This window comes from Psychrobacter sp. TAE2020 (assembly GCF_018919485.1).
In the GTDB taxonomy this organism is placed as follows: Bacteria; Pseudomonadota; Gammaproteobacteria; order Pseudomonadales; family Moraxellaceae; genus Psychrobacter.
Window position 1 is genome coordinate 1,436,109 of sequence record NZ_JAHLMU010000001.1, and the last position, 16,882, is coordinate 1,452,990.

The 16,882-nt window shown below is 40.7% G+C and carries 13 protein-coding genes and 1 pseudogene; 4 read left to right on the plus strand and 10 right to left on the minus strand.

Going from position 1 to position 16,882, the window contains the following annotated elements; genetic code table 11:
• Positions 1-4 precede the first annotated feature (4 nt).
• The gene (locus KPY62_RS05825) at positions 5-826 is read left to right on the plus strand and encodes an SIR2 family NAD-dependent protein deacylase (RefSeq protein WP_216581187.1); all 822 of its coding nucleotides are present in this window, start codon (positions 5-7) and stop codon (positions 824-826) included.
• Positions 827-858: 32 nt separating this feature from the next.
• On the opposite strand, the gene KPY62_RS05830 is transcribed toward KPY62_RS05825, so the two are convergent.
• The 4 genes from KPY62_RS05830 to KPY62_RS05845 all read right to left on the minus strand — a co-directional run bounded on the left by KPY62_RS05830 (position 859) and on the right by KPY62_RS05845 (position 4,576).
• Positions 859-1,854, minus strand: coding sequence for an adenosine deaminase (locus KPY62_RS05830; RefSeq protein ID WP_216581188.1), 996 nt, complete (start codon positions 1,852-1,854; stop codon positions 859-861).
• Between the two features lie 115 nt (positions 1,855-1,969).
• Positions 1,970-2,500, minus strand: a complete 531-nt coding sequence (locus tag KPY62_RS05835) for a TPM domain-containing protein (protein WP_216581189.1) — start codon at positions 2,498-2,500, stop codon at positions 1,970-1,972.
• Positions 2,501-2,551: 51 nt separating this feature from the next.
• Positions 2,552-3,763: a TPM domain-containing protein gene (locus tag KPY62_RS05840; protein ID WP_216581190.1), complete on the minus strand. Its 1,212-nt coding sequence runs from the start codon at positions 3,761-3,763 to the stop codon at positions 2,552-2,554.
• A gap of 201 nt (positions 3,764-3,964) precedes the next feature.
• Positions 3,965-4,576, minus strand: coding sequence for a LemA family protein (locus KPY62_RS05845; protein WP_216581191.1), 612 nt, complete (start codon positions 4,574-4,576; stop codon positions 3,965-3,967).
• Positions 4,577-5,328: 752 nt separating this feature from the next.
• Here KPY62_RS05845 and KPY62_RS05850 point away from each other — a divergent pair.
• Positions 5,329-6,879 (plus strand): alanine/glycine:cation symporter family protein, encoded by a 1,551-nt coding sequence (locus tag KPY62_RS05850; RefSeq protein WP_216581192.1) that lies wholly within the window; start codon positions 5,329-5,331, stop codon positions 6,877-6,879.
• Between the two features lie 327 nt (positions 6,880-7,206).
• Here the strand turns inward: KPY62_RS05850 and KPY62_RS05855 are convergent, their stop codons facing one another.
• Positions 7,207-7,812: a fasciclin domain-containing protein gene (locus KPY62_RS05855; RefSeq protein WP_216581193.1), complete on the minus strand. Its 606-nt coding sequence runs from the start codon at positions 7,810-7,812 to the stop codon at positions 7,207-7,209.
• Positions 7,813-8,073: 261 nt separating this feature from the next.
• Positions 8,074-8,628: a fasciclin domain-containing protein gene (locus KPY62_RS05860; RefSeq protein ID WP_216581194.1), complete on the minus strand. Its 555-nt coding sequence runs from the start codon at positions 8,626-8,628 to the stop codon at positions 8,074-8,076.
• A gap of 666 nt (positions 8,629-9,294) precedes the next feature.
• On the opposite strand from KPY62_RS05860, the gene metH reads away from it, so the two are divergent.
• Positions 9,295-13,074, plus strand: a complete 3,780-nt coding sequence (gene metH, locus KPY62_RS05865) for a methionine synthase (protein WP_416384057.1) — start codon at positions 9,295-9,297, stop codon at positions 13,072-13,074.
• A 213-nt stretch (positions 13,075-13,287) separates the two neighbouring features.
• Positions 13,288-14,217: a bile acid:sodium symporter family protein gene (locus KPY62_RS05870; RefSeq protein WP_216581195.1), complete on the plus strand. Its 930-nt coding sequence runs from the start codon at positions 13,288-13,290 to the stop codon at positions 14,215-14,217.
• Between the two features lie 147 nt (positions 14,218-14,364).
• On the opposite strand, the gene KPY62_RS05875 is transcribed toward KPY62_RS05870, so the two are convergent.
• From KPY62_RS05875 to KPY62_RS05890, 4 genes and pseudogenes are all read right to left on the minus strand, one after another.
• Entirely contained in the window at positions 14,365-14,712 is a 348-nt protein-coding gene (locus tag KPY62_RS05875; RefSeq protein ID WP_216581196.1) for a hypothetical protein, read from the minus strand.
• Between the two features lie 2 nt (positions 14,713-14,714).
• Positions 14,715-15,119 (minus strand): hypothetical protein, encoded by a 405-nt coding sequence (locus KPY62_RS05880; protein ID WP_216581197.1) that lies wholly within the window; start codon positions 15,117-15,119, stop codon positions 14,715-14,717.
• Positions 15,120-15,137: 18 nt separating this feature from the next.
• Entirely contained in the window at positions 15,138-16,514 is a 1,377-nt protein-coding gene (locus tag KPY62_RS05885) for a hypothetical protein (protein ID WP_216581198.1), read from the minus strand.
• A 44-nt stretch (positions 16,515-16,558) separates the two neighbouring features.
• Positions 16,559-16,711 (minus strand): annotated as a pseudogene (locus KPY62_RS05890) (DUF2256 domain-containing protein).
• Positions 16,712-16,882: the final 171 nt, after the last annotated feature.

The window sequence follows — 16,882 nt, forward strand, 5'->3', positions numbered from 1 at the left end:
TCCTATGTTAGCAGAACTAGCGGTTCAACTACATCAAGCTACTCAATTGTTAGCTCAATCTTCTCGTATCTGTATACTGACAGGAGCTGGAATTTCAGCTGAAAGCGGTATTCCAACTTTCCGTGACAAGCAAACTGGATTATGGGAGCAATATCGTGCCGAAGACTTGGCTAGTCCTAGCGCATTCACCAAAGATCCGCAGCTAGTTTGGTCTTGGTATCAATGGCGTCGTCAGCTAGTACAAGATAAAGTGCCAAACCCTGCTCACATAGCCCTTGCTCAGTGGCAACAAGCTCAAGCACAGCAACTGACTTTGATTACCCAAAATGTAGATGACTTGCATGAACAAGCGCTTAGTCAGCAACCAGCCAAGCACTCTTATCAATCCAGCACTGCAGTGACTCATTTGCATGGGCACCTTTGGCGCAATCGCTGTAGTCAATGCGCGGCCCCTTATAACCCTCAATCGCAGTCTACTAAAACAGCCAAAAGCCCTAACGCTACTATTAGGTATAGTAACGAGCTACTAACTTGTAGTCATTGTAGTGGTTATATTAGGCCTGATATTGTTTGGTTCGGTGAGTCCTTGCCAGCCGAGTCATGGCGAATAGCAGAACAAGCCGCTGCTAACTGTGAGGTTTTTATTAGCATTGGTACTTCAAGCTTAGTCTACCCTGCCGCTGGTCTTGCGCAATTGGCCAAGCAAAACGGTGCTAAAATCATCGAGATAAACCCCAACCCTACCCCCAATACCTTAGTCGATATCACTCTAGCGCAAAAGGCTGGGCTAGTATTGCCATTGCTATTACAAAAGCTCATAAAATAATAGGCCAGCTTAAACTATGTTGATATGAGAACTTATACCGCCTCATCAACTCTAGCTAAATAGGCTTGCTTTAACTCATCATCTATAAAAGCCGATCTAAAAGAGTTTTTTACTAAGGTAATAATATCTGCTGCTGATAGATCAATATTCTCATAAAGGTTAATAAAGTTTTGATTGATATAACCTTTAAAGTAGGCTGGATCATCTGAGTTGACGCTGACATTCAAGCCATAATCTAGCAGCTGTTTTATATTATGCTGTTGGTAACTGTCGAATACTTTGAGTTCGATATTAGAGTTCGGGCATACCGTAAGCGGTATTTGCTCTTCTTTTAAACGCTTCAATAGTGCTGGGCTTTTTATAGACTGTACGCCATGATCTATTCTCTCAATTTCTAACAGATCCAACGCTTCATAAATATAAGAAAAATCCGCTTCTTCACCAGCGTGAGCGACTAGTTTAAAACCCTCTTGCTTGGCTCTGCTAAACACTTCTATAAATTTTGACGGAGGATTATTTAATTCTGATGAATCAAGACCAACACCGACAATATGGTGTTTAAAGGCTAAAGACTGCTCTAAAGTTGCCAAAGCCTCTTGCTGTGATAGATGTCTTAAGAAGCACATGATAATACAAGATGTAATGCCATACTTTTCTTTAGCATCGGCTAAAGCATTGTTGATTCCAGTGATGACCGTCTCGAAAGCTATGCCTCTGTCAGTATGAGTCTGTGGATCAAAAAATATTTCCGTATGGATAATATTGTTTTCAACACACTTCAAGATGTATTCCCAAGTTAAATCATAGAAGTCATCTTCAGTAATTAGCACTTTTGCCCCAGCATAGTAGATATCTAGGAAAGTCTGTAAATTAGTAAAATTATAGGCTTCGCGCACATCTTCAATACTATTGTAAGGGATGTCTATATTATTCTTTTTAGAAAGTCTAAACATCAATTCAGGCTCAAGCGACCCTTCTATATGTAAGTGCAATTCTGCTTTTGGTAGTCTTTTAATGAGCTCAATCATAGGAATCCAGTTTTTATAATCCGTTAGAAATCTTAATAATAAGTGGGCTATGGCCCAGTAAGACATAACTCAGTTAGGAACAGCTATAAGTAATAAGCGTTATTGGAGATACGCTTTATTTTATAAACAATACGGTATCAGACAACTCATTGCCTGCTGGATCGTCTTCTAAATGATAATACTGACGCAGTAACTGTCCCACTTCATCCAACAACTCAGTCAAACTCTCTGCTGTCTTTTGATTAGCGATGCCTGCTACTGCTTTGTCACTCATAGCTTGCCATACCGTCGGGCTCACATGGGAACTAATGCCACGATCAGCGACAATATGCAAATAATGCTCGCAGACATTAACATAGATTAATACCCCAGTATTCTCTTCAGTGTCCCAGACTCGGCAACGACTAAACAACTCAATAGCACGATCATGGCCGCTACTATAATAAGCACTACTGATCGGCAGGTGGTTTTCTATGACTAAGAACACTTCACCTCGATGACCAAGCTCAGCTTGAGTAACTTTGGCCGTCAGCATCTGTATAGTTTCAGTATTAATCCACCTACTATGTAGTAGCGGAACGAACAACACTTGACGCCACCAACGTGCAAAACTGGGCTTTGTAAGCTGGGTGTGTAGTGATCCCATTGGGTATTCCTTAAAATAAAAGCAAATTGCTATATTAATCAAAAATTACTATTACCAAGAGCCGCCGGCTCCACCGCCACCAAAGCCGCCGCCACCGCCGCCGAAACCGCCGCCGCCGAATCCACCGCCACCAAAGCCACCACTAGAACCGCCGCCGCCGAAGCCTCCTCCTGGCAGAAATATCATCCCACCACCACCGCGTCCGCCGCGACCACCACCGCCACCGCCACGAGCTATCAAGAATAGCCATAAAAACACTGCCATAATGATAGTCATAAACAAACCACCACCTAAGGCTAAGGAACCAATAAAAAAACCGCCAGCAGTCAAAATGGAGCCAAAGATACGACCAAAGATACTGGTGATAAAGCTACCAAAGACTAAGGCCATAATAAATAAGAATACTGGAGAGGGACTATCGCCAATATCATTTTGACCTTGACTGCGTGCTGCCGCTTGCGCATCTGCTTGCGCCAAAATTGCGGGGTCTGCTTTTAGACGTTCTTCAATAAGGCTAATACCATTACTCAAACCATCGAAATATCTACTACCATTTTCTGGCTTAAAGTAAGGCGTTATATCCTCACGAATAATCCGGTTCAGTGCGCCATCAGGCAATACACCTTCCAAACCATAACCTGACTGAATGTACATATCCCGATCATTAACGGCGACTACTATCAATAGGCCATCATCAGTGTCAGCTTCGCCCAATTTCCACTTTTCTGCCGCTTGTAGCGAGTAATCAAATATAGGTATGCCATTAGTGGTAGGCACGATGATTACTGCCGCCTGTGCTAGGCCTTGACGATAGATACCTTGCAGTTGCGCCTCAAGGCGTTGTTTCTGTTGCGGATTGAGTATATTAGCTTGATCAACTACTGGATTATTAAGAATAAGTTTATCAGCGTCGACACTAGCCGCATTGGAGGTCACTGGTGCTTGCTTAGTAGCAGTGCTGCTATTAGCGCTATTGGTGTCGCTAGCACCGTTAGGATTTAGAGCATCGTTACCTAATAAAGCGCCGTTAATGGCTTCATTACCCAGTACTGCATCATTGAGCGCCTCGTTATTCTCAGCAGCTTTGGCGATAGCTACTAAGTCCTCGACACTACGATTCTGCTCACTATTGATGCCACTGTTGCTAGAGCGATTATCTGCGGCAGCGACAGCAACATCATTCGGTGCAGCATTTAGCGTAGTGATACTAGTAGCGCTAAGCGTCAACAGTAGGGCCGCTACAATTGCTTTGGAATTAGTCATCTGCTCTCTACCACCTAATGTTTTTACTTAAAGTTATATAGCACTGCATCTATTCACACCAATAAACTCATACTAGTGCTTACCATCAACCGCTTAATAGATAGAGCAGACAAAATAGCATCTTGTCTGCTCCTTTACTGCATACGGCTGTAGTCTAAACACTGCTCTGCACTAACTCAAAACAGTAATGCAGATTAACACCTACTCGCCAAAATCAACGCTTGGCGCTTTAGAAATAGCGTCTTCATTAGCTACTGTAAAGTTAGGCTTAGCACTCATACCGAATACTTTAGCAGTGATATTGGTTGGGAACTGACGCACAGTAGTATTATAGCCTTGCACTTCTTGGATATAACGATTACGTGCCACAGTGATACGGTTCTCTGTACCTTCTAATTGCGCTTGTAGATCTTGGAACAAGGCATCTGACTTTAGTTCAGGATAACGCTCAGATACTGCCATTAAGCGTGATAAAGCACCAGTCATCTGTTGCTGTGCTGCAGCATAGCGTTCCATCGCCTGCGGATCATTCAACAATTCTGGAGTAATAGTAATACCACCAGCTTGCGAACGCGCTGACGCTACCTGAGTAAAGACTTCTTGCTCTTGATCAGCATACTGCTTCACTACTTTGACCAAGTTAGGCACTAGATCATCACGACGCTGATATTGGTTGACCACTTCTGACCAAGAGGCTGTCACCTGCTCATCTTGAGCTTGTAGGTTATTATAACCACAACCCGTTAAACTCAGCGTTGAGGTTGCTAACACTGCTGATAAAAAAATAGGCTTTATAATAGATTTACGCGTCATATTTACTACTCCTAATAACTAATAATAACTAACTATAATGATCAACAAGATTTATATGGCTAATAATGGCGTGATGGCGACATTTTTACAATTCATTTTTACCAAAACACAACCACCCAATTTATTCACACTATCATTTCACCAGTGAATTACTTGTACTTTGTTGGGTACAAATATCGTTTTATTCATAATACTCTATATTTGTCTACAAATTAATATTTCCTTGCTAATCAACACTGACTAATTAAAAAAATACCTAGTAATTAACACAAAACTATGGCAAATTGCAGTTACGTAGCCGTATGGTTTGCATACATTTAACAGTTGATTTATTACCTATTTAATGATTGTCATTATTAGAACTTTTATAGTGAAAATAAATACCAATGATTAGTTTTTTAACATGATAATTCAATCTAGTGTTTTGTGATTATTAATGCATGATTTTTTAAAACATTATTCTATGATATTTTAAAGTATTATGACATTTTTAAAATTACAATGTCATTATGACCGATACGGCAAAAGGAATTGCCCCGCAGCTTGTTGACTGACCCTGCTATTGTTACGAGTAAGCCTTAGCTTTAATCAGTAAGCTTTATTGATAGTATAAATAGTAGCAAGCTTTGCGGACAAATACAGACAACTGATATCCATACTCGATGACCCTTTCAATAAACAGCTTTAGTTTAGTTAATAAGCAATACCTTTATTGATAGTCGCCAATCTGAGAAAGTTTGAGGAACATACATATGGAAGGTTTAGTCAATATTGTAAACGGAATTATTTGGAGCCCAGCGTTAATTTACTTATGCTTGGGTGCTGGTCTATTCTATTCTATTCTGACGCGCTTCGTACAAGTGCGTCTATTCGGTGAGATGATTAAATTACTATTCACTGGTAAATCTAGTGCTGATGGTATCTCCTCATTTCAGGCCCTTGCTGTTTCTTTAGCAGGCCGTGTAGGTATGGGTAATATTGCAGGGGTAGCAGCAGCTATTGGCTTCGGTGGTCCCGGTGCAGTATTCTGGATGTGGGTTGTCGCTTTCTTAGGCGCATCTACCGCTTATGTTGAATCAACATTAGCACAGATCTATAAAGAAAAAGATGCTATTACTGGTGAATACCGTGGTGGTCCTGCGTACTACTTCGAGCGTGCGCTTGGACAGAAATGGTATGGTATCCTTTTTGCAATAGCCTCTATTCTATCTTGTGGTATGTTCTTGCCAGGCGTGCAAGCCAACGGTGTGATCAACGCTTTTGCTCAAGTAATGGGTGAAGGTACAGTAATGAACATCGGGTCATTAGAAGTGGGCTCTATGCGTCTAGTAGCCCTAGGCATCATCCTAGTAGTGCTCGGTATCATCATCTTCGGTGGTATCAAACGTATTGCAACTTTCACTGAATATGCCGTACCTTTTATGGCAATCGGTTATATTGTTCTTGCCTTGGTCATTATGGGCGCTAACTACCAAATGATTCCAACTGTATTCGGCTCTATTATTGGTGATGCCTTTACTGCCCAAGCAGGCTTTGGTGCTGCTATCGGTTGGGGTGTAAAACGTGGTATTTACTCTAACGAAGCCGGTCAAGGTACAGGCCCTCACGCTGCTGCTGCTGCCGAAGTTGAGCATCCATCACAGCAAGGCTTAGTACAAGCGTTCTCAGTATATGTTGATACTTTGCTTGTTTGTTCTGCTACCGCGTTCATGATCTTAACTATGGGTACCTATAACATCCAAGGTACGCTACCTGATGGTCAGTTCATCGTGCAAAACGTAGCAGCTACTACTGAGATCAACTCACCAGCCTTTACCCAAATGGCGATGGAATCAGTATATGGTGTCTATGGTAATACCTTTATTGCTATTGCCGTATTCTTCTTCGCCTTTACAACTATCTTAGCTTATTACTATATCGCTGAAGTGAACGTCACTTACTTGAGCCGCTTTATCGGTCGTGGCGCTCATAAAACAGGTCTTTTCTTAGTTAAGATCTTGATTATGGTTATGGTTGCCTATGGTGGTCTTAACTCAGCAGGCTATATCTGGGCTATTGGTGATATTGGTGTTGGTCTCATGGCTTGGCTCAATATTGTTGGTATCTTGATTATCTTCTTTGTGGCTCGTCCAACGCTCACTATGCTTAAGGATTACGAAGCACAACTTAAATCTGGGGTGAAACGTTATACTTTTGATCCGGCAAAATTCGGTATCAAGAATGCGCCTTATTGGGAAGAGCGTCATCTAAGAGAGCAAGAGCTGCTTAGACAAGAAGCTTTACGTAAAGAGCCTAAAGTATAAATATTACTATCAAAGCTATTTACTAACGACTATTAAGTTAATAATTTGAATTATAAAAGCCTGAGGCTATAGTCTCAGGCTTTTTTATGGCTTCGCGTTTATTAGTGGCTAATACACTACTAGCCTAGTTATGCTTAGGATCAATGAAGGCAATTAACAGCCCCTGTGACCATCACAGCATTAACCCTTCTGTCTAGCCAATACCCGTTTGCCTAAGCTTAACTATAGATATCTTAAGCCTTAGACACAAAAAAGCCCAGCGCTAATGGCTGAGCTTCTTATTACTATTACAAATTGTCTAAATATTATTTAAACAATAGTTACCTGTTACTCAGGCATTAATACTGCATCGATAGTATGAATTACGCCATTCGTTGCCATGATGTCAGTACCAGTGATATTAGCAGTACCGCCAGAAGCATCAGTGATCACATTAGCATCGCTGATATTGATAGTAGCACCGTTAACAGTTGCAACATCAGTACCAAAAGGGATGTCAGCTGCTTTAACGATCATAGGTAGAACGTGGTATGGAAGTACTTTTTTCAATAAATCAGTGTTAGCTAATAGTTCTTCTTTGGTTACACCAAGTTTAGTCAATACAGGAGCAAATGCATCATCAGTTGGTGCAAATACAGTATATTCACCAGCATCCATCATCATAGTATCAAGACCAGCAGCTTTTAGGGCAGCGGTTAAGATAGTTAGATTTTCGTTGCCAGCTGCTATTTCAGCGATGCTTTGCGTAGCCATAGTTTCTGCCGCTGGATCAGTAGCAACTACTGGATCAGTTGTTTCTGCAGGAGCAACAACCACTTCTTCAGTGGTTACTTCTGGCTCTACAGGATCAGCTGCCTTTTCTGCTTTGTTACAAGCAGCTAGTGATAGAACAGTAGTAGCGATTGCTAACGATAATAAAGTCTTCTTTAACATGGATATTTCCTTATGGGATTAAGTATGGGTCAAACACTTTTTAAATTTATGACAGTTCAAGTAATAAGATTATTATCAAAGACAAGCAACTATCGACAAACAAAACAACGGCTAGTAATGCGCTCATTACTAAGCATTAACAGTAAGGAAAAATTTAAAATTGCTAATAGAGACTATGTCTATTATTGGCAATCCATCAATCAGCTTAGCATAAATACTAATGTTTAAGGTATGCAAATGATAACGACTGATCACTAATATTTATTTGGGTAATAATACCTTATCAATAACATGGACTACACCATTTGTAGCGGCTAAATCAGTTTTAAGTAGCGTGGCGATACGACCATTCTCATCAACTAGCTTTAGTTGTGGGGTAATCATTAAAGTATCACCACTAAGTGCCATAACATTACCAGGCTTGACGTCTTTAGCATAGATAGGCATATCACCATTAATGACGTGATAGCCCAATATCTTAGTTAATAAAGGCTTATTGGCAAACAGTTGGGCCTTGGTCATTTTAGTCTCAGTCAATACCTGCATAAAGGCATCATTAGTGGGAGCAAAGACTGTATAGTTGGCATCAGGATTTGATAAAGCGGTTGCTAATCCTGCTGCTTGTACTGCTTCAACTAATATTGAAAAATCGGCATTACTTTGTGCAAGTTGCACTACGTTCATTTTTGCCATAGTTTGACTATGCATAGGTGCTTTCATTGCTGTGTCTTTTTGTGGCATCATATTATTACAAGCAGAAAGACCAGCTATTGAAACCGCTAGAGCACTAATTGTTGCGATTTTTGTAAATTTCATATTCATATCCTTAATGATGGAGTGTATCCTACGTTTATTTTACCAAAAGCTTTTCTTATAAGAAGAAGAGCCTTCACAACAACAAATACTAATTATCGATCACACAAAAAGGCTGAACAATTGATAAGTAATACCTAAATTCATAAGTAATGCTTATTAGATAACTATTCTTATGAACTTAAACTAACATATAAACTTGCGACATCATCTTATGATTACGCTACTTTTTGTAATACGCTTGTAAACTTTGTCTGCTTTGTAGACACTAGCGTAAGCCATATTGGTTTAAAGTAGCTTATTGTTTATAAATCACTGTTAATCTTGTGTTTTTTTGTTTTAATAAAGCCCATTTTTAAACTGTATTTTTTGCTTGAACACCCTATTCATAGTTCAAATAAGTGGCAATGCTAGTTATTATTAATGATAAATATTAGTAGTATTTGCTCCTACTTTGCAGAATCGAAAGTCAAAGCTGTGTTACCACTGACTATTATAATTTTCATGTTAATATCCTCTATGTTTTTATATTTTAAGCTAAATGATCGCCCCTATTACTTATCTTCCCTTTTATGATCTTGACGATATAAGCCCTTTACTATGACTGAAAAGACCTCTTCAATGACCGACTCTCTAGCAGCTACTGCCATGACCAAAAATTCTACTCTAATGGCTGATAGTGTTGCGCCAGCGACTGATAACTCTCGTCCCAATGATTTCATATTAACACCGCCTGCCGTGTTTCCTTATAAAGAGCAGCAGCTTAGCGCGCGCACTCGCATCACTGCACAGATGGCAAAGCGGATTTTGATGCTCGATGGGGCCATGGGTACCCATATTCAGAACTATAAGCTTGAAGAGGCTGACTATCGTGGTGAGCGCTTTGCCGATATTAGCCAAGATGTGCGCGGCAATAATGATTTATTAGTGCTTTCACAACCGCATATGATTAAAGAGATTCATCTTGCCCATTTAGAAGCCGGTGCAGATATTATCGAGACCAATAGTTTTAACGGTACACGGTTGTCGATGGCCGACTACGATATGCAGTATCTAGTGCCAGAGCTAAATAAGGCAGCGGCTAGATTAGCACGTGAGGCTGCTGATGAATTCAATGCTAAGACCCCAGAGAAACCACGTTTTGTCGCTGGAGTCTTAGGACCAACCTCACGAACTTGCTCGTTATCTCCTGATGTGAACGATCCGGCCTTTCGTAATATTACTTTTGATGAGTTAGTGCTTAACTATCGTGAATCAACGCTCGCGCTGATAGAAGCTGGGGTCGATATCATTCTTATCGAAACTATCTTTGATACCTTGAATGCCAAAGCCGCCATCTTTGCGGTGACTGGGGTATTTATAGATATCGGCTTTGAGCTGCCGATTATGATTTCGGGTACTATTACTGATGCCTCAGGTCGTACTTTGTCAGGACAGACTGCTGAAGCCTTTTATAACTCCGTTCGCCATGCCAAACCATTATCAGTGGGCTTTAACTGCGCTTTAGGGGCCGATGCCTTAAGACCTCATATTCAAACGCTATCAAACATCGCTAATATGTATGTCTCTGCCCATCCAAACGCTGGCCTACCCAATGAGTTTGGTGAGTATGATGAAACCGCTGAGCAGACAACAGCGCTGCTAGAGGGCTTTGCTAAAGCTGGTATCTTGAATATCGTCGGTGGCTGCTGTGGTACTACCCCTGAACATATTCGCCAAATCGCTAATATGGTGGCAAAATTTCCCCCACGGGTAATTCCTGAAATCCCACCGGCTTGTCGTTTGTCAGGACTTGAACCGTTTAACATCACTCCTGATAATTTATTCGTCAACGTCGGAGAGCGTACCAACGTTACCGGCTCAAAAAAATTCTTACGCTTAATCAAAACCGAAGCTTATACCGAAGCACTAGATGTAGCACGTGACCAAGTTGAAGGGGGCGCACAAATCGTCGATATCAATATGGACGAGGGCATGCTCGACTCCAAACAGGCGATGATTCACTTTGTTAACTTAGTCTCAGGCGAGCCCGATATCAGCCGAGTCCCATTAATGATTGACTCCTCTAAATGGGACATCATTGAAGAGGGGCTCAAGCGCATTCAGGGTAAGTCCATCGTCAACTCTATCTCCTTAAAAGAAGGTCATGATGAGTTTGTTGAGCGCGCACGTTTGTGCATGCGCTATGGTGCGGCTGTTATCGTTATGGCTTTTGATGAAAATGGGCAGGCTGATACTTACGAGCGTAAAACTCAAATCTGTCAGCGCAGCTACGACGTCTTAGTCAATGAAGTCGGCTTCCCTAGTGAAGATATCATCTTTGACCCTAATATTTTTGCGGTTGCCACTGGTATTACTGAGCATAATAATTACGGCGCAGACTTTATTAATGCCACTAAGTGGATTACTGAAAACTTACCTAATGCTATGGTGTCAGGCGGCGTGTCCAACGTCTCGTTCAGCTTCCGTGGTAACCCTATTCGTGAAGCCATCAACTCGGTATTCCTGTATCACGCCATACAAAATGGTCTAACCATGGGTATCGTCAACCCAGCGATGCTTGAGCTATATGACGACATCCCCAAAGAGGCTCGTGATGCGATTGAGGATGTGATGCTCAACCGCAATCAAGGAGAGAGCGGACAGGACGCTACTGAACGACTAATGAGCGCTGCTGAGAACTATCAAGATGGTGGTAAGAAAAAAGACAGCACCGTCGATATGACTTGGCGTGAAGGCACTGTTGAAGATCGTATTGCCCATGCTCTAGTGAAGGGGATTACTACCTTTATCGAAGCCGATACTAAAGAGGCTTGGGAGAAATATCCACGTCCATTAGAGGTTATTGAAGGGCCATTAATGGATGGGATGAACATCGTTGGTGATTTATTCGGTGCTGGTAAAATGTTTCTACCGCAAGTGGTCAAGTCCGCCCGAGTGATGAAGCAATCTGTCGCTTGGTTGAACCCATACATCGAAGCGGAAAAAGTCGAAGGCGAAACCAAAGGTAAAATCCTCATGGCAACGGTCAAAGGCGATGTGCACGATATCGGTAAAAATATCGTCGGCGTGGTCCTCGGCTGTAACGGTTATGACATCGTTGATCTAGGCGTAATGGTATCTTGTGAAAAAATCCTCGATACTGCTATTAGCGAGAAAGTCGATATCATTGGGCTGTCTGGTTTGATTACCCCAAGCCTAGACGAGATGGTCTATGTCGCCAAGCAAATGCAAGAGCGTGGCATAACTTTGCCCCTAATGATTGGGGGCGCAACGACCTCTAAAGCCCATACGGCGGTCAAAGTTGAACCACAATATCAGAACAATGGCGTCATCTATGTCTCTGATGCCTCACGAGCAGTCGGTGTGGTCACTAAGCTGTTATCAAAAGAGAACCGTCAGCAGCTAATCGATGAGACACGTGCAGAATATGTCGCGGTACGTGAACGTCTGGCCAAACGCCAACCCAAAGCTGCCAAGCTATCCTATGCTGAGTCAGTTAAGATTGGCTTTCAGTATGATTGGGACAACTACTTGCCGCCTACCCCTAACCAATTAGGCCAAGTCATATTTGACGACTACCCTATTGATAAGTTGATTCCTTTTATTGACTGGACACCGTTCTTTATCTCTTGGGGACTGGCTGGTAAATATCCTAAAATCTTACAAGATGAGGTAGTCGGTGAAGCGGCGCGTGACTTATTCAGTAATGCCGAAGATATGCTTAGAAAGCTGATTGATGAGAAGTTAATCACTGCCAAAGGAGTGTTTAAAATCGCTCCAGCACGCCGTACTGGTGCAGATACGGTCAGCGTTTATGACAAAGCACCGACTGATGGCGGCAGTGCAGAATATCAATTTGAACATTTGCGTCAGCAAAGCGACAAAGCCAGCGGCACGCCCAACTATAGCTTGGCCGACTTTATCTCACCGTCGGACGCCTATACTGATTATCTCGGTGGCTTCACCGTTTCGATAGCGGGTACAGAAGCCATCGCTGAGCAATACAAAACCAATGGTGATGACTATAACGCTATCATGGTACAAGCGCTATCTGATCGCTTGGCAGAAGCCTTTGCTGAGCATCTGCATAAACTCATCCGTAAAGAGTATTGGGGTTATCTGCCTGAAGAAGGCCTCAGTAATGATGAGCTGATCAAAGAGAAATACGTTGGTATCCGCCCTGCGCCTGGCTACCCTGCTTGTCCTGAGCATACGGAAAAAGGCAAGCTGTTTGAGTGGCTAGGTACGGTCGATGCTATCGGTACTACTCTGACGGAAAGCTATGCGATGTGGCCTGCGTCATCGGTTAGCGGGTTCTATTATTCGCATCCTGAAAGCGTGTACTTTAATGTTGGTAAAATAAGTACTGACCAACTAGAGAGCTATGCTGAGCGTAAGGGGTGGGATATCAATACTGCTGAGAAGTGGTTGAGTCCGAATTTGTAGGAATATTAGTTGAACTGATCTAAGCAGCGATTATTGAGTGTCTACGGTGTACTAGCCAAAAGTTAGTACGCCTTTTTTTATACTTTTATGCTTTTATGCTTTTATGAATACTAAGCAAACTTATCGCTAGCTCTACAGCAAAATAGTTTTATCAATCACCAATAGCAGACGTGTTAAATTACGATTTAAATTATCCCTGTTGTGAATAGCCTTATGAATCAGATTGCCGCACTCTCTAACTGGATTGGTAAAACCTTTGCAATTTGGGCCCTGCTTAGTGCCTTATTGGGGTTTGTTTTCCCTGAGTTCTTTGCCTCGCTGGCCTTCCTTATCGTGCCAATACTTGGCATCATCATGTTTGGTATGGGCATGACTCTTAAAACTTCAGACTTTTTAGAAATCATCAAGCGACCAAAGCCAGTGATCATAGGTCTTTTAGCACAATTCACTATCATGCCATTAATAGCGTATTTATTAACAGTAGTCTTCAGCCTTGATCCGCTAATTGCTGTTGGGGTGATTTTGGTTGGCTGTTGCCCTGGTGGGACTTCTAGCAACGTCATTACCTTTTTGGCCAAAGGCGATGTGGCTTTGAGTGTGGCTATTACTTCTATCTCTACCCTGCTAGCGCCATTCTTGACCCCTATTCTATTACAAGTATTTGCGGGTCAATTGATCGATATCGATCTGCTCAGCATGATGGTTACTATCACTAAGATAGTTATCTTGCCTATCTTATTAGGGATTATCGTCCATAAATTTCTTGGTGATAAGATCGAGTCAGCTATTACGGTGCTACCAATGATTTCAGTATTAGGTATCTCTATTATCATAGCAGCTGTGGTTGCCGTTTCTAAAGCTACGATCTTGGATAGTGGTGCTATCGTTTTTGTAGTAGTAGCCTTACACAATATGCTCGGTTATAGCTTAGGATATTTACTTGCTAGATTGTTAGGCTTTACTGAAACTCAGAGACGCGCCATTATGATTGAAGTGGGTATGCAAAACTCTGGCCTTGGTGCTGCCCTCGCCGCCACTTACTTCAATCCTGTTGCCGCGCTACCGAGTGCGATATTTAGCGTGTGGCATAACTTTAGTGGCGCGATAGTGGCGAATGTTTTTGCTAAGCGTGATGGGGTGTAGGTTTTGCTGGCTTTAAAAAAGAGCCGTACTGAACGTAAGGACTGGGATATGAAAACGGCTAAGAAGTGGTTCAATCTAAATTTGGCCTAGGTTTTTAAACACGAAGTAAGGTAGATGGTTTCTAAGTAAATCATCTACCTCTATAAATTATTTTATATACCAAGTTCTATTAGAACCATCCCAACCAAAATATTTATCGTGAAAAGCTTCCATAGAGGCTACATACTGAGAAAGTATTAATGTTACATCACTTGCTTGAGGTACATCATCTTCATCAAGTATGTCCAAGAACTCAATAGTATCTTCATCAGCAAGTATTATACGTAATCTCTCTAATAGACGATTAGCTATTTTAATTTTGTTTTTACTAACAGCTGATTCTGGCTTCTTCTTTGATATCTCTTTAAACTCTGAATACATCGACTTTATTAGAGGCGTCATAGCATCATGCATCTGCGCTTTAGACTGAGTTGTATAATGTTCAATATCTTTCATAACTATTCCTTAAGCTTTTTCGGTTGAATAGTACGTATTTTAACTTTACCTCTTTCATCTCCTTTCTGACCTTCATTAGCTTTTACATACCAATACCATTTACCCATATTTATTATGACATTATCTGCTCTCTGCTTTTCAAAGCATTGAAGATACTGAGATAGTATAAAGACTATGTCGCTATTTTGTGGCATATCGTCTTCTTCGAATAATTCAAAATCGTCAAAAGGTTTGTATTTATCAGATAAAAAACTATTACTTTGGTTTAGTAATTTATTTATGAACTTCAATTTGAATTTATTTAATGCATCATTTGGATTTTTTTTTGATAAATGTGATACTTCTTCGTAAACCCCTAATAACTGCATTGATAGCTTTTCAAATGTATCAACGTCGTTTCTATTCATAATATATTTCCTTATTTGCTACGAGGGACATGAACGTCTGAACTCTATGTATTTTTTCTTAAGAACCTCAATTGGTGCACGTTGTTTACTTTCATAAACATCAACCATAAGCTTAAGATCTTCGTCCGTAATAGCTATAATGCACTTCCTTTGCGATGACCATAAATCTACAATATTTGATTCCATGGCTTTAGGTAAAGGATTCCTTGTCAAGAATACACCAAATCGTCCAATATTTGGTTGCAAGTATCTGTTCAACTGGTTAACGTGATCTCTTTCTATCTTTTTTACGTTTTTAAGTTCAAATACAAGCTGTCTATTCTCATACTCTGTGAATATCTCATCTAAAAAATCAACATCCCTATTGTTGTAAAAAATCAAATCACGAATATGGCGTCCCGAATCAGTTCTACTTTGTGTCTGAGCAAAGTCTAAATGTGGATAAAATAATGACGCTAAGAGTTGAGTAGCTAACTCTTCATACTTCATATCCGCTCCATTATCCTTACCTATATTTAACTTGAGGATATCATTTAATTTTCTTCTAGCAGATAAAACAGGAATTTGGCTGAAAAGAGGGTCATTGTGACAATCATTAGCATTTTTTTCTTTATACTTAATATAATCCTCAACCACTCCATAGTTATCTCGATTAAAATTTAAAACTTTAACTCTTTCAATTGGTTCATTAGGGTTAAACACTTCATCTCTAGGGCAGTACTTTTCAAAGTAATTTTCATAATTAATCCAAGGGTTAAACTTTAACCACCTTTTTGGAGTAAATATGATTGGCTCTTTAGTAATAGGATTAACAGGCAATCTATGCTTAACGTTTGAATCAACTTTGTTAGTTCGATAGTTATATAAAGTGTCGAGAATAACGCCCTCCATAGGTATGGCATGCGTTTCACACTGCTCCATCGTATAATCTATCAAAAACGATTTGATGTAATTGCAAGCAATATCACTGACTCTATCTTTTGATATTCCAGCAACGTAAAGCTGTATGACTTCGAAATGACTAAAACCAAATTGACTGTATTCTGGAATATCAGAGAACAAATCTAGTATTTCTTTTGCTTGTTTGGTGCCCATTCTCACACCTTTTCGGGTTTTAGAAACGCCAAGACCAACTTCAGAACACTCAGAAATATTTACGAGAATTTCTATAGCTTCGTCGATTTTATTCTTTTTAATCAGATAATTCAGTTGATTGTATGAATTAGTAATCGTGGTATGAAGGGCTTGGTCTTGCTGTGATGGTGAATTCCAGAGAAGGAATGGATCTACGTAAAGAGGAATATCTTCGTCAAAAAATTGTATAGCAAAATCTAATTCAGATTGAGATTTATGTATCCCATGAAAGTCTGTCAGTCTTGGTCTAATTAATTCCATATATAATTTTACTCGTAAATTATTTGCTAAAGCATTATTCTAACTCAATTAATAATGTCTTTCTTATTAACTCGCCGACAGCGCTCAGAGCAATAAATCACTTGCTCCCAGTCCTTTTCCTACTTCTTACGCCATATAAAAGGACGCTGGCAAACGGGGCAGATTTTTTGCGGTAGGTTTACTTTTTTATGAGCCATGATTGTCCTTGTCTACCGTTGTAGGGTGGTGTCGAAGTACGAGACCCAACAAATTGCATTTAAAACTGTTGGGGGTCGCAAGCTCCACCCAACCTACCTTAACCTTTTTCTATAATAAAGCTCATTGATCGAAAAGCGTGAAGTAGCTATTTACTATCACCATTTGATGGG